The sequence below is a fragment of the Bacillus cytotoxicus NVH 391-98 genome (genome assembly GCF_000017425.1).
GTDB lineage: Bacteria > Bacillota > Bacilli > Bacillales > Bacillaceae_G > Bacillus_A > Bacillus_A cytotoxicus.
In genome coordinates this window covers 53884-76367 of sequence record NC_009674.1, presented here as the reverse complement: position 1 = coordinate 76367, position 22484 = coordinate 53884, and the positions used below count along the sequence as shown (strand labels likewise).

Genomic DNA, 22484 nt, shown 5'->3' with positions numbered 1-22484 from the left:
TTCTCTCACCTAACCGTTTCTTCACTACGTTCTTTCGCACGCCATAAAGCGATTGCTTTTTTCAACGATTCTTTATACTCATTCTTCGGACTTGAATCAATGACAATTCCCGCTCCAGCTTGTACATATGCTTGACCATCTTTTGCAAGCAACGTTCGAATCACAATATTTAATTCCATATCTCCAGAGTACCCTATCCAACCTATTGATCCTGTATAAATACCGCGTCTTACAGGTTCTAACTCTTCTATAATTTCCATTGTACGTATTTTAGGCGCTCCCGTAATGGTACCACCAGGAAATACAGCTCTTACTAAATCAAAAGCATCCTTATCTTCACTCACTAAACCGCGAACATTCGAAACAATATGCATAACATGCGAGTATTTTTCAATTACCATAAATTCATCCACTTCAACTGTCCCATACTCACAAACTCTTCCTAAATCATTCCGTTCTAAGTCAACAAGCATTACATGTTCTGCACGTTCTTTTTCATTTTCAATGAGCTCCTTCGCTAATCTTTCATCTTCTTGTTCATTATCCCCGCGAGAACGTGTTCCTGCAATCGGTCTTGTACTCACCTTATTTCCTTGTTTTTTAATTAATAATTCCGGTGAGCCGCTCACAATTTGAAAATCCCCAAGTTCTAAGTACCCCATGTATGGGGATGGATTGATTTCCCTTAAGCTTGTATAAATTTCAAAAGGGTGTGTTTGCAGTGTTTTTTCTTGTCTTGTAGAAAGGTTCACTTGAAACACATCTCCTGCTCCAATATACTCTTGAATACGCTCAACCGCATGTATAAATCCTTCTTCTGTGAAAGCTACAACTTCTTTTTCGTTTGCCTGGCTTTCAAATGGAATTTTCACTTGAGGGGCTTCCTTCATCCAAAGTTCTTCCCAATCTCTCAAGCGTTGTTCTGCATTTTCACGTTCCTCTACATAATGCGTAATAATCCATAATACCTTTTCATGATGATCGTATACAAACACATCATCAAATAATAGAAAGAATATGTCAGGTATATCCACATCATCCTTTGCAATTGAAGGCAATTTCTCAATGTAACGAATACAATCATAACTAAAATATCCGATTGCCCCCCCTTGAAATGGCGGATAATCTGGATTGTGATCTGTTTTCCATTGCTCCATATATTTTTGCATTAAATTTAATGGATTCCCATATTCTATTGTTTCCTTACCATTTTCACTTATATGCAACGTTTCATTCTTCCCACGAATGACCGCTACAGGATCGAGTCCTACAATACTATAGCGACCTCCGCGCCCACTTTCTAACAAAATATGTTGCGTCTTGTACTGAGAGAGAAACTTATATTGCTTAAAGAAATCAAAATGATATGGAATAGAGAGCGCCAAAGATTTCCTTTGCTGCATATCAACACCCCATCTTCTTTTATCCCACTCCCCTAGTCTGATTATCTCAAATCACCAATAACTGATATGAAACACTCATCCATGAGAGCTAATGAAAATAAAATAACTTTACTACTTATTTTACATGAAGTTTTCTAGTCATTCACTCTTTTCCTATTTCCAAAAGAAAAAAGCATCCCTTTTCAGGAATGCTTTTTTCTAGCAACACAAATTATGATTCAAATTGGTAAAGAGGGGTACTTAAATAGCGTTCACCGTTACTTGGAATGACCACAAGAACCTTTTTCCCTTTACCAAGTTTTTTCGCAACTTCTGTTGCAGCATAAATAACAGCACCTGAAGAAATACCGACTAAAATCCCTTCTTCACGAGCTACTTTTCTTGCATATTCAAATGCTTGTTCTGTCTTCACTTGAATGATATCATCATATATTTCTACGTCCAATGTTTCCGGAACAAATCCAGCTCCAATTCCTTGGATTTTATGTGGACCTGGTTTTCCACCCGATAGTACAGGAGAGTCTGCTGGCTCGACTGCATAAATTTTAATGTCTTTATACGTTTCTTTTAATACTTCCCCAGCACCAGTAATTGTGCCGCCAGTACCAATTCCTGCGATAAATGCATCTAATTGGTCACCCATCTGCTCAACAATTTCTGGACCTGTTGTTAAACGATGAATTTCTGGGTTTGCTGGATTTTGGAATTGTTGTGGCATGAAATAACCGTTCTCTTTTGCTAATTCCGTCGCCTTACGAATTGCGCCACCCATTCCTTCTGAACCTGGAGTTAGTACCAATTCTGCCCCGTAAGCTCGAAGTAAATTACGGCGTTCCATACTCATTGTCTCCGGCATTACTAAAATTGCTTTATATCCTTTTGCAGCTGCCACCATCGCTAAGCCAATCCCTGTGTTACCACTTGTTGGCTCAATGATTGTATCGCCTTCTTTTAATAAACCTTTTTTCTCAGCAGCTTCGATCATAGATAATGCAATACGATCTTTCACGCTACTTCCAGGATTCATAAATTCTAATTTTAAATATATATCTGCACTGTCTTGCTCTACGATGCGGTTCAACTTAACGATCGGCGTTTTCCCGATTAATTCTGAAACTGATTGTGCCACTCGCATTCCTGTCACTCCTAACACCGAGTATTTTTATTGGTTTTCTCCACATTAATATCTTGTCAGAAAATTCTTCATTTGTCAATCTATTTAAACAACATGTTATCTCTATATATTACTCATATTATAGTGTTTCAATTAACTGTTTAATATCATCTTTAGAAAATTTATATCGCTCATTGCAAAAATGACAATGTACTTCAGTTTCCTCTTCTTCCCCACGTATTTGTTCTAATTCTGCCTTACCTAAACTAATCAGCACACTTTCAATACGCTCTCGTGAACATGTACAATTAAATTGTACGTCCATCGTTTCTAACACTTTTACGTTTTCTTCTCCTAATATCTCATTTAAAATCCCTTCAGGAGAAAGTCCTTTTTCAATCATTGTTGAAACAGGAGGGATTTTTTTTAGACGCTCTTCAATAAATGAAATTGTCTCTTCTTGCGCTCCCGGCATAATTTGCAAAATGAAACCGCCCGCTGCTAATATACTATCATCACCATTCACAAGAACACCAACCCCTACTGAAGAAGGAGTTTGTTCAGAGACAGCAAAATAATACGTAAAATCTTCTCCTAGTTCACCTGATACAATCGGAGACTGTCCAATAAACGGTTCACGCATACCGATATCTTTAATTACTGTTACATTCCCTTCTGTACCTACCGCTTGATATACTCTCAATTTCCCTTGTTCTGTTGATTCAAAATCAACATGTGGATTTGTTACATATCCGCGCACATCACCATTCGCATGCGCATCGATGACAATCGGACCAATTGGGCCATTCCCCTCTACTTTAATTGTTAATTTTTGCTCCCCTTTTAACATGGCCCCCATCATTGCACCAGCTGTCAAAGAACGCCCAAGTGCAGCAGAAGCTGTTCTCCATGTATCATGTCGTCTTTGCGCTTCACTGACCATATTTGTTGTACGCACACTATATGCACGGACTTCCCCATCAAACGCTAACGCTTTTACTAAATAATCTTTCATAATTTATTCACCTTTCTCATGTTGTAAAATTGCATTACGCTCATATAACATGTATAAACCTTTTAATGTTAAAAATGGATCGACAATATCAATTACATTAGATTCTTCAGCAATCAATTTTGCTAATCCTCCTGTCGCAATTACAGTAGGTTCTTGCTTAGCTTCTTCTTTCATACGCTTCACAATACCTTCTACTTGTCCAACATACCCATAAAGAATTCCCGCTTGCATTGCACTTACAGTATTTTTACCAACAATGCTACTTGGTTTTGTTATTTCAATACGAGGAAGCTTGGCAGCTCGGCTATATAAAGCTTCTGCAGAAATCATAATTCCAGGTGTAATCACACCACCCATATAATGTTTCTCTTCGTTAATATAGCAATATGTAGTAGCTGTACCAAAATCAACAATAATAAGTGGGCTTCCGTATAATTGAATACCAGCTACAGCATTTACAATGCGATCCGCCCCAACTTCACGCGGGTTCTCATATTTTATATTTAAGCCTGTTTTGATTCCTGGGCCTACTACAAGCGGTTTAATTTTAAAATACTTCTCACACATACGCTCTAAAGCAAACATAATTGGTGGTACAACAGAAGAAACAATAATCCCTTTTATATCTCCAAAGGAAAGACCTTCATGCTCAAGAAGTTGCTTTATCAGCATGCCATATTCATCTTCTGTTTTATGACGGTCTGTTTCCATACGCCAATGCTGACAAAGTTTTCCTTCCTCAAACACGCCAAGTACCGCATTTGTATTCCCTACATCCAATACAAAAATCATATTCTCACCACTTATCTTATTTAATCTATATTTGTGTAGTATGTACAAAACTTATAATGCCATCATATCACACATACCCATATAGTCGGCTTCTCCATCTTCCCCATTTTACAAAAAGATTGTTCATCATTTCAATTTTTAATATGCGCAACTCTAAAATATATGTACCTGTATGGTCACATATCCAAAATAAAAAGGAGTGACAATCGTCACTCCTTCGTTTCACCTTCATCCTCTGCATTTTCATCATCTTTTTTCATCGTAATGTTTACCTTTACATCACTTTCAGATGATTTTTTACGCTCAGGTAAAGTGCCATGTTCATATAAATGATTGATTTGCTCCGCATCTAACGTTTCTACTTCAAGTAACGTTTTAGCGATAATATCAAGCTTATCTCGTTTTTCAGTTAGGATTTGTTTTGCACGAGCATAACATTCTTTCATAATGTTTTGCATTTCCATATCAATTTGATGTGCAATTGCATCACTATAGTTTTGCTCAGAATGGAAGTCTCTTCCTAAGAACACTTGACCACCCTGCGAACTACCAAATTGCATTGGACCTAACTTATCACTCATACCAAATTCTGTTACCATACGTCTAGCAATACCAGTCGCACGTTGGAAATCGTTATGAGCTCCTGTACTTACTTCACCAAATACAATTTCCTCAGCCACTCGACCACCAAGTAAACCGGTAATCTTATCAAGCAATTCTGGTTTTGTCATGAAATAACGATCTTCTTTTGGAAGCATTACTGCGTATCCACCAGCTTGACCGCGAGGAACAATTGTTACTTTATGAACGATATCTGCCTCATCCAGCACAACACCAATGACAGTGTGTCCTGCTTCGTGGAAGGCAACAATATTTCGTTCTTTTTCAGAAATAACACGACTTTTCTTAGCTGGACCTGCAATAACTCGATCCGTTGCTTCATCAATATCAGACATGTCAATTTTCTTCTTATTTTGACGCGCAGCCACTAATGCCGCTTCGTTTAATAAGTTCTCAAGATCTGCACCAGAGAATCCTGGCGTACGAGTTGCAATCGCTCTTAAATCGATATCTTCATCAAGCGGTTTATTACGAGCATGTACTTTCAATACTGCTTCACGTCCATTCACATCTGGACGATCCACTGTAATTTGACGGTCAAAACGTCCTGGACGTAATAACGCTGGGTCAAGAATATCTGGACGGTTTGTCGCGGCGATGATAATAATACCTTCATTCGCACCGAATCCATCCATTTCTACAAGAAGTTGGTTTAACGTTTGTTCACGCTCATCATGACCACCGCCAAGACCCGCGCCACGTTGACGACCTACTGCATCAATTTCATCAATAAAAATGATACAAGGTGCATTTTTCTTTGCATTTTCAAATAAATCACGCACACGAGAAGCACCGACACCAACGAACATCTCTACGAAATCAGAACCACTAATAGAGAAGAATGGCACGCCAGCTTCACCTGCAACAGCACGTGCAAGCAATGTTTTACCAGTACCTGGAGGTCCAACTAATAGAACCCCTTTCGGAATACGAGCACCTACTTCAGCGAACTTACGAGGATCTTTCAAGAATTCAACAACCTCAACAAGTTCTTGCTTTTCTTCGTCAGCTCCAGCTACATCTCTGAAGCGTACTTTTTTCTTTTCGTCATTATATAACTTCGCCTTACTTTTACCAAAGTTCATAACACGACTACCGCCGCCTTGTGCTTGGTTTAGTAAGAAGAAGAATAAAATGAAGAGAATAACAAACGGAATGATTGAAGTAAAGAATGTCACCCAAGCACTTGTTTCTTCTGCTGGTTGATACTTCACTTCTACTCCTTTCACCTTCTCATTAATTTTCTTTTGTAATTCCTCAGTATTAGGTGCATAAGTAACGAATTGTTCACCTTGACTAGAGTTAGTGAATTGTCCTTTTACTTCAAATACACCATTTTTTGGTTGAAGTTGCACATTACGCACTTCACCTTGTTCAAGTCTAGCAATGAATTTGTCGTAGCTAACTGACGTCGTTTTTTGCGTTGAACCATTGAAAAAGCTCACGATTCCAATTACTACTAAGAATATCAGTAAATAAAAGATGGTATTACGGAAGATACGATTCATTCCTAACCTCCTCTCACGGCATAAACACTATAGTAAATCGTAACATAGAAAAACTTTCCTATACAATTATAACGCCTGTATTTAATTAATTTGAGTAAACATTTGGTTTTAATACTCCTACATAAGGCAGATTACGATATTGCTCTTTATAATCTAAACCGTAGCCTACAACAAATTCATGTGGAACAGTAAATCCAACATAATCCGCTTTAAGGTCTACTTTTCGACCAGTTGGCTTATCTAGAAGCGTAACAATTTTTACAGATTTTGCTTTACGATATTTGAATAAATCTACTAAGTAGCTTAATGTCAGACCGCTATCAATAATATCTTCAACGATTAAAATATCGCGACCTTCTACAGAAGTATCAAGGTCTTTCAAAATCTTCACTTCACCTGTTGAAACTGTAGAATGACCGTAACTAGATACAGCCATAAAATCCATTTCAAGATATGTATCTGTTCTCTTTAATAAATCTGCCATAAAAGGCATTGCCCCTTTTAATACACCGATTGCAAGAGGTACGGTATTCTTATACTCCTCCGCAATGATTGCACCTAGTTCGCGCACCTTTTTCTGTATTTGCTCCTCAGAAATTAATACTTTTTCAATATCTTGATTCATCATTTCATTATCCTCCCGGAAGACTCCTTGCTTTTGTAGTGAATAATTATATATTTATCTTTGTTTGCTACTTTTGGCGAAATAGCAAATGCAGATCGTTTCAACAAGGGAACCCAAATAATGTTTCCACTTGCATCACAAACAATCGGCCATTCTTCTCTTTTTTCCTTTGGTACTTTCGCTTCGATAAAGATAGTTTTTATCTTTTTTGTGCCGCTCATACCTTGTATTGACATACGATCTCCATTTTCTCGAGAGCGAACCAAAAGAGGATATGACATATCATTATACTTAGCGACAAATACCATTTCATTCATGTCACTCGGTATTTCCTCTATTACTTCTGCTATAAGCTTATCTCCATTCGCTAATGTAACTGCACCAGGTATGGATAAAACTTCAGAAAAAGGGGTAACAATTTCTTGTTCAAATCGGAAACTGCATTCTTCATATGAACGAACAATTTTTAAACCTTCTGGGAAATCTAGCGATCCTGATGGTTGTATCCGTTTGAAAAACGCAATTACTTTGTCAATATGTATAGAAGAAAGCGAAGATGGAATCTTATATTCATAAAGATAGTTTAATATTAGTTGAATCCCTCTCCTTTGTAAAGGCATAGACAAGGATTCAAAGGCAGGAATTGATAAGACAAGATATTTATCACTTTTTTTCGTAATTACTTTATTCATCTTTTCAAAAGCTAATTCCTGCAAATAGGCCTCATCCTCTTGCATAAGCTGACTAAATTTTTGAAAGTGCTCATGCACCTGAGGATTTTCTTCTTTTAAATAAGGCAAAACATACTTACGTAGTCGATTTCTTGTATATACTTCTTTTTTATTACTTGAATCTATACGCGGCATAATGCCTAACTGGTCGCAGTAATCTAAAATTTCTTCCTTTGTCACTGCCAATAAAGGCCTAATTAAATATCCATTATGAAAAGGGCGCTTCACAGCAATACCAGCATATCCTTGCGGAGTACTCCCGCGCACGAGACGCATCAGAATCGTTTCTACTTGATCATCTCCATGATGACCAAGCGCGACATATCCTGCATCATATTTCCTCATTATTCTTTCCAAAAATGCATATCGACATTCCCTTGCAGCTACCTGCGCATTCATTCCATGTTGCTGTTGATATTGCAAAACATTAATTCTTATCGTTTCACAAAGAATCCCAAGTTCATGGCAAAGATTTTCTACAAATTGTAAATCTTCGTAGGATTCATCTCCTCTAAACATATGATCTACATGCGCGACAACAATTGTTAAATTCTTCGCTTCTCTTTTTTCTAACAAATAATATAGTAGAGCTAAGGAGTCAGGTCCTCCTGAAACTCCTACAACAATGGTTGAATGTTCCTCTAATACACCATGCTGCTTTGCAAATCTATCCACTTTTTCAACAAATGAATTTTTCAACTTCGCATTCACCCTTCATTAAAGCCAAACAATAACATACTTTACCTTGATTATAATGGTACAACTTTTACAAACTTTGTGCAAAAAAAAGATGTACAAAAATCATTTTTTATCTTACATCCTTTATTACAATAAAAACCATATTTCTCTCATACAAAAAGGCCTAGAGCTTCTAGGCCTTACGACAATTTACTATTGCGCCTGCATACCTACAATGGGAATTGTAGCCCATTTTGGCATATTTTTCTTCACCTTTGCAACTACAATTGTCATATCATCATGAATATACCCATCACCCGAGCGAATGACTTCTTCCATAATAATGTCAGCAATCTCTTGTGGATCATCTGTTTGCAGCTCTTTAATTTTACGCTTCATCCATACTTCATGATTTTCAACATGTTGCGCCCCTTCGAAAATCCCATCGCTCATCATAATGAGAATATCCCCTGTTTTTAGTTGTTCACCTACAACATCTACTTCAACATCCTCAATAATCCCCATCGGTAAATTACTTGCTTCTATTTTTATAATGTTATTTCCACGCTTCACAAAGCTTGGTGTTGAACCAATTTTTAAAAACTTAGCGCTCGCATCTCGCAAATCTACCATAGCTAAATCAAGCGTCGTAAACATTTCTTCAGTTGTTCTTAAAGAAAGAATCGAATTAATAGCTTTAATTGCAATCTCCTCATCAATACCAGATTGCAATATTTTGTGTAGTAGTTTTACCGTCTCCTTACTTTCCATATGAGCTCTTTGTCCATTACCCATTCCATCGCTTATGGCTAGAGCATATTTTCCTACACTTAAATCCATCATTGCATAAGAGTCTCCAGATACAAATCCTCCCCCCTTAGCTGCTGTGGCAAGTCCTGTATCAAGTGAAAATGTTTTTGCAGACCCAAATGAGATAAGACTATGACCATTTGGATAAGCAGATCGCTCTTCATGTTTAACAACAATATTCTCTTTTAAAATATCAGAAAGCATCGGGGCAACTAACTTTTCGCATTCTCCATGCTCGTTAGACATAGCTGGAATCATCATTTCAATATCGATACTTCCCCTATCTAAACAATAAATATCCACATGCTCTATCTCAACACCAAAATCTCGTAATGCTTGTAAAATTTGTTCTTCTTGTGCTTGATGATTCTCTCTTTCTTTCTGAATTTCTTTCGCAAAGTCCTCCATGACCTTTGAAACACCTAGTAGCTGCTCCGCAACAATTCTACGATTTTCCTTCATTTGTCTTCGCAATTTTTGCCCTTCATAAAAATGATCTAATTCACTCCCTACTAAATCCGTCACTTTCTTTCCTCTTACACAATACTTGTCCCACTCACGAACTAATTTACGATTATGTTGAAGTGCCCCAGCCTCGGTTTCGTCCATAATCTGTTTCATATAATCGTACGTCTTATCAAAATTCACAACCCAACATTGATCTTTCTTAAAACAAGTTTGACATGTTTTCGCAGTAACGGTACTTAAAAACAAATCTGCTTCTTCCTCTTTATCTTCTTCTCCTACATATCCATACACCGAAAAACTATTTGACAATGCGGAAAATACATTTGCAAACTGATTAATTTTATTTGCTGTAACGTCACGCATTCTCCGTAAATATTGCTGCTGATCCTGCGAATGTTCTTGTGTCCCTGGCATAAACTTAGCAATTCGATCTATTATTGTTTTTGGTGTTAACATAAACAACACAATTGCTATACCGGATTCTATTAACGTTGTAATAATACTTGTTTGTTTATCTACATACAATGTAATTAAGCTTGTACCAATCAATAACCCTAAACTTACTCCAATTCGCTTTCCTTCTCTTAACAATCCTCCAAGCAATCCAGAAAAGGCTAATAAACTAAGTTGGGATAGGCTGGATACATTCGCCAAACTTAATATCAATCCAGTTACAACACCCACTGTTGAACCAGTCGCTGCTCCTGCAACGAAAGCAAACAATAATACTAAATATCTCGTAAAAATATGCTGAATAGAAGCGTCATAAATAAACCAATCTGTTGTACCTGTAAGTACAGACGCTAATAATATAATCAAGCAAACAATTTCTTCGGTTTCTAAGGCTTGTTGCTTTCCCCTTCTTTCTGTTAACAACGGAACGCTTTGTAAAAAAATCATCGTCAATACAAAACTAAGTCCTGCTTCTATTGTACTTACAAGCAAATCGTACATGGTAACTGTTTGTTGTGCGAAATAAACAACAATAAGATGTGCGGTTAATGCGGAGATAAAAACTTGAAATGGTACAAGTCCAACAGTTTTGCGTGTAAATCGCTTAAAGAAGATATTATAAATGAAGAAAGTAAAAATAGATGAAAAAGTAAAAAGTAAATTATCTATCGAAACAGAAAGCGCTCCACCCATAAGAGCTAAAAACGCAAGTGCCATCTTATCTCGTTTCATTACATATACAGCAGCAAAAAACGGTAATGCGAATGGTAAAATATTCGTTAATATATATGCTCGTCCTAAAAGAAAACCGATTAAAACGATTACAAACCCCCATCTAAAGAATACATGCTCCAACTTCATCCTCACCTTACTTGTCCACCTTATTGCGCTAAACTGACCATCACCCATCGCTAATACACTTGTATTCATTGTATCCCGTCCTGCTTTAGGCATATTTTTAACACCACCTGCATAGTTTAATTATTGTCATTATAAAAGATGATGTTTAGGATTTTTGTCAAAACAACAGATATTCTCCTCATAATCGTTCGACTTTTTATTCAAAATAAACCTATATATATACAAATAGCCAAAAAAATAAAATAGAAAATAAATTTTTTCCTGAAATTAAATGGTGTTTTTGTAGAATTATCGAATATATTTATAAAAAAAAGATCATGCAAATTTGCATGATCTTTTTTTATATGACCCGTACGGGATTCGAACCCGTGTTACCGCCGTGAAAGGGCGGTGTCTTAACCACTTGACCAACGGGCCGTTAAATTAAAATATAGCGGCGGAGGGGATCGAACCCCCGACCTCACGGGTATGAACCGTACGCTCTAGCCAGCTGAGCTACACCGCCATGTCGTCTTATTTAACGGACAATTAGTATCTTATATCAAATTCATTTCAAAGTCAACATATTTGAAAAAGTTTTTTATTCTTTTTTTCACAAATATATTCATATAAAAAAGCGCCCTAAGTAAATTACCCCGGGCACCTCTCTATATGTTAGAAATAAAATGGTTTTATCCGCGACGCGCGCCTCGGCCACCACGTTTAGATTCTGTATTACGCTTTAAAGAAGTTAATCGATCTTCACTATCTTTTAAAAAGCGTGCCATTTTTTGCTCAAACGTTTCTTTCTGGTTGCGGCTATCATTACCACGGTTATCTCTGTTAAAAGAGCGATTGCGTTGTGGACGTCCAGAACGTTGTTCACCGCGTGGACGATCGCCCTCAGTTTTTTCACGTTCTTTAGCTTTCTTTATAGACAGGCCAATTTTCCCATCTTTTTCAACATTAATAACTTTTACTTCTACTTCGTCGCCAACTTTTAAATGATCATTAATATCTTTTACATAATTATCAGCAACTTCACTAATATGAACAAGACCTGTTAAGCCTTCTGGCAGCTCCACAAAAGCCCCAAAATTTGTAATACCTGTTACTTTACCCTGTAACTTGCTGCCTACCTCAATTGACATAAAAAAAATGCTCCTCCTTAGTGGTTAAAAAGTCAAATTTTACTTTATTATATATAATCCTAAAATATAGTGTCAATAAGACATACTCTACTTAGAAACAGGAAAAATTATCTCTCCTTTTCCAGAGAAGAAATAATCCCTTCTAGCAATCTTTAAAACATACTCTTCATCATTCAACTTTTGAATATCACTTTTTAATTTTTTTTCTTCCTTCGTTAATGCTTCCAATTCCTTCTTCATGTCTTCAACCTTTGCTTCTCGAGCTTTAATAGAACTATTTTGCTGATAAAATGTTACACTAACACTTACAATAATTGTAAAAGCAAAGACAAGAAAAACCGTTAAACGGCGATAAAGTCGCTTCCTGTTGTCATTTGTTTGTATTATATGTTCCCTTACAGAATTTGGATTCTTTTTTTCAATCACTCTTTGTTTCAGTTCCCTCATTTCCGAGGTCCCCCTAACTTCTGTTTTAGCTGCCTCCATATCTTGAAAATATATTCTTTCCATTTCTTCAAATATTCTAGGAGTCCCGCATATTTCTCTATAAAAAGTTTAACATGGTTAGGGAGAAGTTTCCATATGAGTGACGCAATAAATCGAAAAGGCCAGAAAAAAACTTTCCACACAAAAAGTACGATTAAAGTCAAGAACTTCCATAAAACATGTCCGACAGAAAGTAGCATGCGAAATAAAAATAATATAAGTGCAATCATAAGCTGCGTCATGACAACAACCGGCTTGATCAAGAGCTGTTTAATCATTTGAATAGCAAATTGAATCATTTGCATAGAAATGTAAATGAGAAAGTTCAATACCTTCATGTACAATGATTTCAGTAGACTTTGATATGCAGCAAAACCACATAGTAACGCAACAAATACATAAACACGCAGTTCTGCTTCATTTACAAGTAATAATATATAAAAGACAAATAGTGCTTGGACAATCCAAAATAGTATATCATTCATAAATACAATCCATCGTTTACGCTGTTGGCGTTTTAAGAAACGTTGGTATGTATCTAAAGACGCACCAATCCAAGCGCCCATCCCAATCATCGAAAGCATTGTATACAATTGCACCGTTAGACTCATTTAAACAACTTACTAAAGAAGCCTTTAGCTTTCTCCCCTTGATTCTCATCAATATAAAGCATCTCATAAATTTTCCCTTTAATAGATACAATCCCTTTTTCAACATCTAAATTTTTCATCTGCAAATTTTGACCACGAATCGTTAAAAACCCCATGACAGTCTCTAACAAAAATTCTTCACTATCAAAACTCTCTACTTGTTTTACACCGGTAATATCAATTACACGTCTCCCACGCATAATAATATCATGCTCTACAGACCCGTTTTGCTGGTTAGAAGATATAGTTGAATAACTATTATTCACGAAGAATCCCCCCATAGCTTGATATTAGCTAATAGTAATGTATGAGGGGAGAAATAAATTTAGAACAAGCCTTCTTCAGCTTTTACTTTTTCTTCACGAATGACAGTATACATATTAGCAGCATCTTCTTTTTTCGTCGTTTCTTTTAACTCATTTATTTTCACAGTTACTACTTTTTGACCAAATCGAATTGTAAGTTCATCTTCTACCTTCACAACTGAACTTGCTTTTGCAACTTGTCCATTAATTGAAATTCGTCCTTGATCTGCCACTTCTTTTGCCAATGTTCTTCTCTTAATTAAACGTGATACTTTTAAAAATTTATCTAAGCGCATCTCATTTCCCCCTATTTATTCTCTACTTGTTTTGCTTCCTCCCACAAAACGTCTAATTGTTCTAATGTGAATTGTTGTATTTCTTTATTCATCTCAGCTATTTTTGCTTCCATATATAAAAAGCGGCGCATAAATTTTTCATTTGTAACATGAAGTGCTTCTTCTGGATTTAAATTATAATAGCGAGCTATATTAACAAATGCAAACAATACATCACCAAACTCACCTAACATTTTTTCTCGATCCATTTTCTCTACTTCTTGTTGAAACTCTTCCCATTCCTCTAGTGCTTTCTCTTTCATCGGCTGAACATCAGCCCAATCAAATCCAACTTTCCCTGCCTTCTTTTGGATTTCATAAGCACGCATTAGTTGCGGTAAGCCTTTCGGTATGCCTGCTAAAACAGACTCTCTTACATTTCCTTTTTCTTTCTTCTTAATTTCTTCCCAATTTGAAAGAACGTCCTCCTCATCTTTAACATCTACTTCACCAAATACATGCGGATGACGACGCACCATTTTCTCAGATAGCGTTTGAATGATGTCATCGATAGAGAACCACCCTTCATCTTCTCCAATTTGAGCATGAAGCATAACTTGTAATAATACATCACCAAGCTCTTCAACTAAGTGATCATCGTCTTCTTCATCAATTGCCTCTAATACTTCATATGCTTCTTCTATTAAGTATTTCTTTAAGGATTGATGTGTTTGTTTTTTATCCCAAGGGCAACCATTTGGCCCGCGAAGTTCCGCAATAATTTCGCGCAGCACATCGAATTGTTGATACAACACTTTCCGTTCTTTCACTGGAGGTACATACACACTCGTTAAATTGTTCAGCCTTGTCTCATGATCTAACATATATAACGGTACTTTTTTCACTTCTTCAAAAGATGTCCCTGCCGCTGTTACAATATATACCTCATATTCATCAGGCAACATTTCCATTAATGTCAACTTTACATCCGATGCGACGAATACATCATATACTTGACAAAAAATCAAATGGTGTCGCAATTCCAATTGCCCGCGTTCAAATGAGGTAGCATCAACAAATTGAAATCCCTCAATCGGATCAATTTTCAAGCTAGAAAACATCGGATCGAGAAAGCTTTGTCCACCTTCAATCCGAATCTCAACTTGCTCTTGTTTTCCCTTTTCTAATAGTAATTGAACGGTTCTTTCTGCAACAAGCGGATGACCGGGTACCGCATAAATAATTTCCGTATTTTGCGCTTTTTCTAGCAGTTCTTTTACAATTGTTTCATATACAATTTCAAATGTATCATGCGCTTCATATATATGATCAAAAGCTGTGTACTGAATCCCTTCTTTTTCTAATTCTTCAATCACAGGGTGTTCTTTTGTGCGCACATACATATGCGATGCTTCTTTTATCTTTTTATATACACCCATTGTTAGCTGGTCTAACTCACCAGCTCCTAATCCTAACACTGTAATTACTCCACTCACAGAAGTCACCTCTATCCACTCTTCTTCAAGGAATCTTTTATTTTATCTTGCTTCATAAAAGTTCCCAGTTCTTCTTTTGTAAAAACAGACATTTTCAAAATGAAAAATCCGTATATAAGAACGCCAACTCCTACTCCTAATAAGGCCTCAACTGATGCAAAAATTCGGCTCATATGACCTAAGCTTTCAAATATATTTATAAAAACCATCAATGTAACAGCCATACCTATACCGCTAATCATTACTTTCGTCAATTGCCGCTTTTCAATAAGTGCTTCGTCTACAATTCGAACAAGTAAACCACCGTTTAACAATGCGATACTAAGAAGTGCTAGTACAGTTGCAATCGCAGCCCCTGCTATTCCTATATATGGCATCAATATATAATTAAGTACTACCTTTAAACAACTTCCTAGTACAACAAAAAGCGCTGGCTTTAACGTTTGCCCTAATCCTTGTAAAATAGACGCAGTTGTAATAGATAATGAACTAAATAAAATGGATATAGCTAAAATCGCTAATACACCTGACCCATTACTATTCTCAAATAACATCATATTGGTTGGCTTTATAATGCAAGCTAGTCCAACTGCTGCTGCAAGTCCAATGACAATCGTTATTTTTATCGCCAACTTTACCTTTTCTCTAATAAATACGTAATCTCCTCTTGTTCTTGCCGCTGTAATAAGCGGAATAAGCGAAAGCGAGAACGATGTCGTTACAACTGTCCCAAGCTGCATTAACGGAATACTTCTATCATAAACCCCTTTTAACATTTTAGCGATTTCTGCTGGTTCTCCAGCATGAATAAGCAAAGTATAAAAAGAGAGGGAATCTGCCATTTGAATAAAAATTAAAACTAAATTACTTACACAAATACCAATTCCTTGCCAAAAGAGCATACGAATTATGGCTTTTTTATTTCGAATCCTTTTCCATCTTTGCAAGAAAATTGATTGGAAATCTTGGCGCATATAAAGAAGCAGTATAATCATACCAATCAGCCCACCAGCAACTGATCCAAACATTGCTCCAGCCCCAACTGTATATAAATCAAATCCATGAGCTATAAGAAATAATGATAACAATACAATAATAGATACACGAACACTTTGTTCCATTACCTGCGAAACAGCTGTCGGCATCATCTCATTAAATCCTTGAAAGTATCCTCTTGCTACAGATAAAAAAGGCATCAATAAAAACGAAAACGAAATAACTCTCAGCAATTTATATAGTTGTATATCTCCCATCACTAACGCAATAGTATGAGCACCAAAAAATAAAGTGAAAAAGCCAAGGCTACCAATTCCTAATAAGAACCAAAAAGAAACACAAATGATTTCTTCTGCTTCCTTTCGCCTACCTTGTTCCAAACGTTCCGCTATCATCTTAGAAATAATGATTGGAAAACCATACGTAGCTAGGATTAGGCAAAATCCATAAAAGGGGTAAATCTGCTGATAAATATAAAACCCGATATCCCCCGCTATATTTTGATATGGAATACGGTAAAAGGCGCTTAACACTTTTGTAACAAAACTGGCAACTGTCAATATAATTGCCCCGCGCCAAAAGGCTTGATACTTCTTCGCTTCCATACGAGAAAACTCCTTTTCTATTCTCATCTTCCGTATTATATCACAAAGAAAAAAGCAGAATTCTATTTGAAACAATCTCATCCTGAGCGGATAAAAAATAATAAATATACGAGGAATATAAAAAAGGTAGCAAAAGTAGCTACCCTTTTTATAAATATTTATCTTCACACAACAGTTATATTTTCTAATAAGGAAAAATTCTAATTAGGAAAGGTTATTATTTATAAATGGTTATATTGCTTATTGCTCCATTTGCTTAGCTAAAAAGCCTGCAGCAGTATCTACAGCTTTATGCTCTACCTCAGTTATAACTGTATCCTTCGAGAAAATGATAACAGCTCCAATTGGATCTCCATTGGCGACAATAGGACCAATCGTATAAGAATGAGCCTTTTCAGTTACCCCTTCAATAATTGAAATTTCACTTTCATCTGTCATAATAACAGACTTTCTTTCTTCCATTATCCTTTCAATTAAATCACCGATGCTTTTATTTAAGTATTCTTTTTTAGATACCCCCGCTACAGCAATAACGGAATCTCGATCACATACGAGTACATTATGTCCTAAGCTATCATATAAAGCATCTGCATATTCTTTTGCAAAATCACCTAATTCACTAATTGGAGAATATTTTTTTAAAATCACTTCTCCATCGCGATCAACAAATATTTCTAGTGGATCTCCCTCGCGAATACGTAAAGTTCTACGGATTTCTTTTGGAATTACCACCCTACCTAAATCATCAATTCGACGTACGATTCCAGTTGCTTTCATTCTAATGCTGCCTCTCTTTCTACTGATGATGAAAGTGGTGAAATTACCTGTTCATGTAAAAATCACCAACTGTTAAACATAGTATTTTACACATTAGTTCTTCTATGCACGCCGAATTGCATTTTTTATTTTATTTTAAGCATTTATTGTCTCTTTCTTCACGTCTGGTAAGCCTTTTAATAAATTTTCAGCAATCGTTAACCATTTTGATGTTTCTAATCCATTTATTTTCATACTAACTTTCAAGTGTGGTCCTTCCATTCCAAGTCCAATCATACGTCCAAATTTATTTCCAAGCATAAATAGTTTTCCACCATCAATATTTTGACTTGCTTGTTCCGAGAATAAGAATGTCACCTCAGACTTCGTTTGTTTAATTAATTCAATCTGCTCTTTCATTGCCAACACTTTAATATTTGCAATTTGTAATAAATATCCTACCTCTTGCGGATAATCACCAAATCGATCAATCATTTCTTCTTGTAATTCTTCAATATCTTCAAGTGTAGAAACACCTCTAAATTGTTTGTACATCATAATTTTTTGTTTACTATCTGATATATAGCTATCCGGTAAATATGCATCTACTTCTAAATCAATTTCAACATCAATTGTATTTTCAATGCCCTGTTTTCCTTTTCTTTGTTCAATGGCATCTTTTAACATTTGGGAATATAGATCAAATCCAACCGAATCAATAAATCCATGTTGTTCCGCTCCTAATAAATTCCCTGCACCACGAATAGATAAATCTCGCATTGCAATTTTGAAGCCTGATCCAAGCTCCGTAAATTCCTTAATTGCTTGCAGGCGCTTCTCAGCAACTTCAGATAACACTTTGTCGCGCTTGTATGCAAAATATGCATAAGCAACACGATTTGAACGACCAACTCGGCCACGAAGCTGATACAACTGTGATAATCCCATACGATCTGCATCATACACGATTAATGTATTTACATTGGGAATATCAACGCCCGTTTCAATAATTGTTGTACTTACTAGAACATCATATTGTCCCTCTAAAAATGACAACATGACAGATTCAAGTTCACTTTCATTCATTTTCCCATGTGCATATGTTACACGGGCCTCTGGAACTAACATAGAAATTTCATCTGCTTTTCTTTCAATATCCTCTACACGATTATATAAGAAGTAAATTTGACCACCTCGGGCAAGTTCTCTTTCTATCGCTTCCCGAATTAGTGCAGGGTTATATTCCACTACATACGTTTGTACTGGGAAACGATTTTCTGGCGGTGTTTCAATAACCGATAAATCCCGTACTCCAAGCATAGACATATGAAGTGTACGTGGAATTGGAGTTGCTGTTAACGTTAAAACATCAATATTTGCCTTCAATTGCTTAATTTTTTCCTTATGCGTAACACCAAATCGTTGTTCTTCATCAATAATAAGAAGGCCTAAGTCTTTATATGTTACATCTTTAGATAAGATACGATGTGTCCCAATAACAATATCGACAGTCCCATCTTTCAATCCTTTAATCGTTTCATTTTGTTCTTTACGAGTACGGAAACGACTTAATAACCCGATGTTAATCGGATAGTCTTGAAAACGCTCTCGAATTGTTTCATAGTGTTGTTGCGCAAGAATGGTTGTCGGTACTAAAATTGCAACCTGTTTTTCATCCATAATCGCTTTAAAGGCCGCCCTAATCGCTACTTCTGTCTTTCCATAACCAACATCACCACAAAGAAGACGATCCATTGGTCGACTGCGTTCCATATCTTTTTTAATCTCTTCAATGGAGCGCAATTGATCTTCTGTCTCTTGATATGGGAAAGAAGATTCAAACTCCCGTTGTTCTGCAGTATCTGGTGTAAACGCATATCCTTTTGACGCCTCACGTTCTGCATATAATTTAATCAAATCATCTGCAATATCTTGTACAGATTTTTCTACCTTTGTTTTCACCTTTTTCCAATCATTACCACCAAGTTTGTAAACTTTCGGGTCTTTACCTTCCGACCCTACATATTTTTGAACTTGATCAATTTGTTCAATTGGAACGTATAATTTATCATTTCCTTGATATTTAATATTTAAGTAATCTTTATGAACACCATTAATCTCTAGTGTTTCTATTCCTAAAAATTTACCAATACCATGGTTTACATGAACAACATAATCCCCAACTTTTAGTTCGGAATAGCTTTTAATTCGCTCGGCATTTGATAACTTTTGCTTGCGTCGCGACTTTTTCACCTTTTTATGGAACAGTTCTTTTTCTGTAATGACAACAAGCTTTTGCATCGGCATTTCAAATCCTGCATGTAAATCACCTACAGCAATTTGCAAACGTCCAGGAAGTAATATATCTGTCGATTCTATAATATCTGCCTCAATATCATAATCACTTAATATATGTTGTAATTTCTTGGCACGCTCTTCATCTGTTCCTAAGATAACTGTTGTAAATTGCCCCTCATTCCACCTATCAATTTCTGTTTTCAAGAGTTGCATTTGCCCATGAAAATCCTGCATTGTTTTACATGTCACATTGACAATATTTTGTGGGTGTGTATGTGCAATGTGACGTAAAAATAATGTTAAATACACAAAACTTCTTTTTTTATGGCGCAAAAATTCTTCAAAGGAATGAGAGAATACCAAGTCTTGAATAATAGCCCCTTCACTAAGAAGTGATGTATACCACTCTGCCTCTTCTGTCTCAAGATGCGATGCTGTCTCTTGAACGCGTGAAATTTCATCTAAAATAACTACACCGTTTTCAGGTAAATAATCTATTAGACTAGCAGGTTCCTTGTAGAAAATAGATAAATACTTAAACATTTGCTCTATATTTTGACCATTCTTTAATAACTCTATCTCATGACTAACCGTTTCTAATACTGCTGTCTTAATCTTGTCATCAGATAATTTTTGCATCGTCTTCATTAGCCCTTTTTCAAGATGCTCTATACCTACACGCAACTCTTCTGGTGAAAATACAAACTCCGTCGCTGGTCCAAACTTTACACTTTCTCTTTTATCTTGAGATCGTTGTTCTTCAACATCGAATAAGCGAATCGAATCAACCTCTGTATCAAAAAATTCAATACGAAACGGCAATTCCTCTGTTAAAGGATAAATATCCAATATTCCCCCGCGCAAGCTAAACTCTCCTGGAGCCTCTACCATTGATTTACGCTCATAACCAATATGATGTAAAGTATGAAGCAATGCATCTAAATCAACCTCTTGCCCTAGATTGATTTCAATTTGCTTTTGCTTCCATAACTCCTTCATAGGCAAAAATCTTCGTAATCCAGCAACAGGGGCAACAATGATACCATTCTCTCCCGCCGCTAAACGATTTAACACTTCAATTCGCTGTGCTTTCAGTTCAGGGCTGGCAACACCAACTTCTGATGCAATTAATTCATTCACAGGATACAGCCAGACGTCCTTTTCACCAAGTAATGATACTAAGTCTTCATAGATTTTTTGTGCTTGATATAAATTGTGTGTCACAACAAGTTGAGACTGCTTTGTCTTTTTATATAAAGCAGCCATTAATAAAGAACGGGAGGAAGTTGCCATCCCTGATACCAGTTGCTCTTTTAATCCTTCTTCTAAACCATTTATAATGGATTGAACCTCTTTATTTTTATAAAATTGCTCTAATAATCCTATCATTTTCAAAACTCCTCTCAACGCAAAGAGCAAGTTACTATATTTTTATGCAAATATTTCAGAAAAAGAAAATAGAAAAATGCTTTGGACACGCCAAAGCGATACGATTTATTGCAAAAACTTTTCATATTCATAATACTCAGGGTAAGATGCAAGTGTTTCTTGACATAATTCACAAATTGTTTTTATATATATATTTCCATTCTCATGAAAATGAATCATATTCAATCTTTCTTGCTCTGTCAGTTGAAACAAAACATCGCTGTATACTTTTTCTGCGGTAATGGAACCTACGTGACAACCACAATGCCCACAATAATAATGTCCGTCCATACTATCCTCCTAAAGGTACAATTACTACTAGTATGGATCAAAACATGATAAAATATTCGAATTTATAAAATTAGTTATTAAAATCGTTCATTACTTGAAGAAACGATTTGTTAAGCCACTCCTCACATGCATTAGCAGCTTTCTCAATAGCATGATTTACATCTACCATTTCTTCCGCTGTAAAACGTCCTAGCACATAGTCTACTACCTTCATTCCATTTTTAGGGCGATCAATTCCCATACGAATACGTTGGAACTCTTGTGTTCCTAAATGAGCGATTGTCGACTTTACTCCGTTATGACCACCCGCACTTCCTTTCATACGAAGGCGTAATTTCCCTACAGGAAGATCTAAATCATCATACATAATAATAAAGTCTTCTAAATCAATCTTATAATAATCCATAAGCGGACGGATGCTTTCTCCAGACAAATTCATATATGTAAGCGGCTTTAATAAAATCACTTTTTCGCCATTCACAAAACCTGCTCCAAACATCCCCTTAAACTTTTGTTCATTTAAAGAAATGTTCCATCGCTTCGCAAGTTCATCAATCGCCATAAATCCAATATTATGCCTTGTTAATTCATATTCTCTACCAGGGTTCCCAAGTCCTACTATTAATTTCATTCTTCCACCACTACTTTCTTTCTACGATACGAAAAGACGTAACCAAATTTGGTTACGT

Annotated in this window: 19 protein-coding genes and 2 tRNA genes; all 21 read right to left on the bottom strand. The window is 36.1% G+C overall.

Features of this window, described 5'->3' with window-relative positions:
- Positions 1-5: 5 nt before the first annotated feature.
- Entirely contained in the window at positions 6-1403 is a 1398-nt protein-coding gene (gene trpE / locus BCER98_RS00385; RefSeq protein WP_011983208.1) for an anthranilate synthase component I, read from the bottom strand.
- 211 nt (positions 1404-1614) lie between these two features.
- Positions 1615-2538: a cysteine synthase A gene (gene cysK / locus BCER98_RS00380; RefSeq protein WP_011983207.1), complete on the bottom strand. Its 924-nt coding sequence runs from the start codon at positions 2536-2538 to the stop codon at positions 1615-1617.
- A 118-nt stretch (positions 2539-2656) separates the two neighbouring features.
- Complete coding sequence (hslO, locus tag BCER98_RS00375; protein WP_011983206.1) at positions 2657-3532, bottom strand: Hsp33 family molecular chaperone HslO; 876 nt, start codon at positions 3530-3532, stop codon at positions 2657-2659.
- Positions 3533-3535: 3 nt separating this feature from the next.
- A complete protein-coding gene (locus BCER98_RS00370) occupies positions 3536-4324 on the bottom strand; it encodes a type III pantothenate kinase (RefSeq protein ID WP_011983205.1) in 789 nt (262 codons plus the stop codon).
- Positions 4325-4533: 209 nt separating this feature from the next.
- A complete protein-coding gene (gene ftsH / locus BCER98_RS00365; RefSeq protein ID WP_011983204.1) occupies positions 4534-6453 on the bottom strand; it encodes an ATP-dependent zinc metalloprotease FtsH in 1920 nt (639 codons plus the stop codon).
- 85 nt (positions 6454-6538) lie between these two features.
- On the bottom strand, positions 6539-7081 hold the full coding sequence (gene hpt / locus BCER98_RS00360; RefSeq protein WP_011983203.1) for a hypoxanthine phosphoribosyltransferase: 543 nt from the start codon (positions 7079-7081) through the stop codon (positions 6539-6541).
- Positions 7078-8508, bottom strand: a complete 1431-nt coding sequence (gene tilS / locus BCER98_RS00355; RefSeq protein ID WP_011983202.1) for a tRNA lysidine(34) synthetase TilS — start codon at positions 8506-8508, stop codon at positions 7078-7080. Before tilS ends, hpt begins: the two co-directional genes overlap by 4 nt.
- 192 nt (positions 8509-8700) lie before the next feature.
- Positions 8701-11172, bottom strand: coding sequence for a stage II sporulation protein E (gene spoIIE, locus BCER98_RS00350; RefSeq protein WP_041809352.1), 2472 nt, complete (start codon positions 11170-11172; stop codon positions 8701-8703).
- Positions 11173-11424: 252 nt separating this feature from the next.
- A tRNA-Glu gene (locus BCER98_RS00345) sits at positions 11425-11496 on the bottom strand.
- 14 nt (positions 11497-11510) lie between these two features.
- Positions 11511-11584 (bottom strand) — tRNA-Met (locus BCER98_RS00340).
- A gap of 166 nt (positions 11585-11750) precedes the next feature.
- Complete coding sequence (locus BCER98_RS00335; RefSeq protein ID WP_011983200.1) at positions 11751-12209, bottom strand: S1 domain-containing RNA-binding protein; 459 nt, start codon at positions 12207-12209, stop codon at positions 11751-11753.
- A gap of 87 nt (positions 12210-12296) precedes the next feature.
- On the bottom strand, positions 12297-12656 hold the full coding sequence (gene divIC, locus BCER98_RS00330; RefSeq protein ID WP_011983199.1) for a cell division protein DivIC: 360 nt from the start codon (positions 12654-12656) through the stop codon (positions 12297-12299).
- Entirely contained in the window at positions 12653-13306 is a 654-nt protein-coding gene (gene yabQ, locus BCER98_RS00325; protein ID WP_041809349.1) for a spore cortex biosynthesis protein YabQ, read from the bottom strand. The genes divIC and yabQ overlap by 4 nt, the downstream gene beginning before the upstream one ends.
- Positions 13303-13611, bottom strand: coding sequence for a sporulation protein YabP (gene yabP / locus BCER98_RS00320; RefSeq protein ID WP_011983197.1), 309 nt, complete (start codon positions 13609-13611; stop codon positions 13303-13305). The genes yabQ and yabP overlap by 4 nt, the downstream gene beginning before the upstream one ends.
- A 59-nt stretch (positions 13612-13670) precedes the next feature.
- Positions 13671-13946: an RNA-binding S4 domain-containing protein gene (locus tag BCER98_RS00315; protein WP_011983196.1), complete on the bottom strand. Its 276-nt coding sequence runs from the start codon at positions 13944-13946 to the stop codon at positions 13671-13673.
- Between the two features lie 11 nt (positions 13947-13957).
- Positions 13958-15421, bottom strand: coding sequence for a bifunctional methyltransferase/pyrophosphohydrolase YabN (gene yabN / locus BCER98_RS00310; protein WP_011983195.1), 1464 nt, complete (start codon positions 15419-15421; stop codon positions 13958-13960).
- Positions 15422-15432: 11 nt separating this feature from the next.
- Positions 15433-17022, bottom strand: a complete 1590-nt coding sequence (locus BCER98_RS00305) for a putative polysaccharide biosynthesis protein (RefSeq protein ID WP_011983194.1) — start codon at positions 17020-17022, stop codon at positions 15433-15435.
- A gap of 240 nt (positions 17023-17262) precedes the next feature.
- Positions 17263-17799 carry a stage V sporulation protein T gene (gene spoVT / locus BCER98_RS00300; protein WP_011983193.1) on the bottom strand — a complete coding sequence of 179 codons (537 nt, stop codon included), beginning with the start codon at positions 17797-17799 and terminating at the stop codon, positions 17263-17265.
- A 135-nt stretch (positions 17800-17934) separates the two neighbouring features.
- Complete coding sequence (gene mfd / locus BCER98_RS00295) at positions 17935-21465, bottom strand: transcription-repair coupling factor (RefSeq protein ID WP_011983192.1); 3531 nt, start codon at positions 21463-21465, stop codon at positions 17935-17937.
- A gap of 105 nt (positions 21466-21570) precedes the next feature.
- Complete coding sequence (locus tag BCER98_RS00290; protein WP_011983191.1) at positions 21571-21795, bottom strand: anti-sigma-F factor Fin; 225 nt, start codon at positions 21793-21795, stop codon at positions 21571-21573.
- A gap of 70 nt (positions 21796-21865) precedes the next feature.
- Positions 21866-22426 (bottom strand): aminoacyl-tRNA hydrolase, encoded by a 561-nt coding sequence (pth, locus tag BCER98_RS00285; RefSeq protein WP_011983190.1) that lies wholly within the window; start codon positions 22424-22426, stop codon positions 21866-21868.
- Positions 22427-22484: the final 58 nt, after the last annotated feature.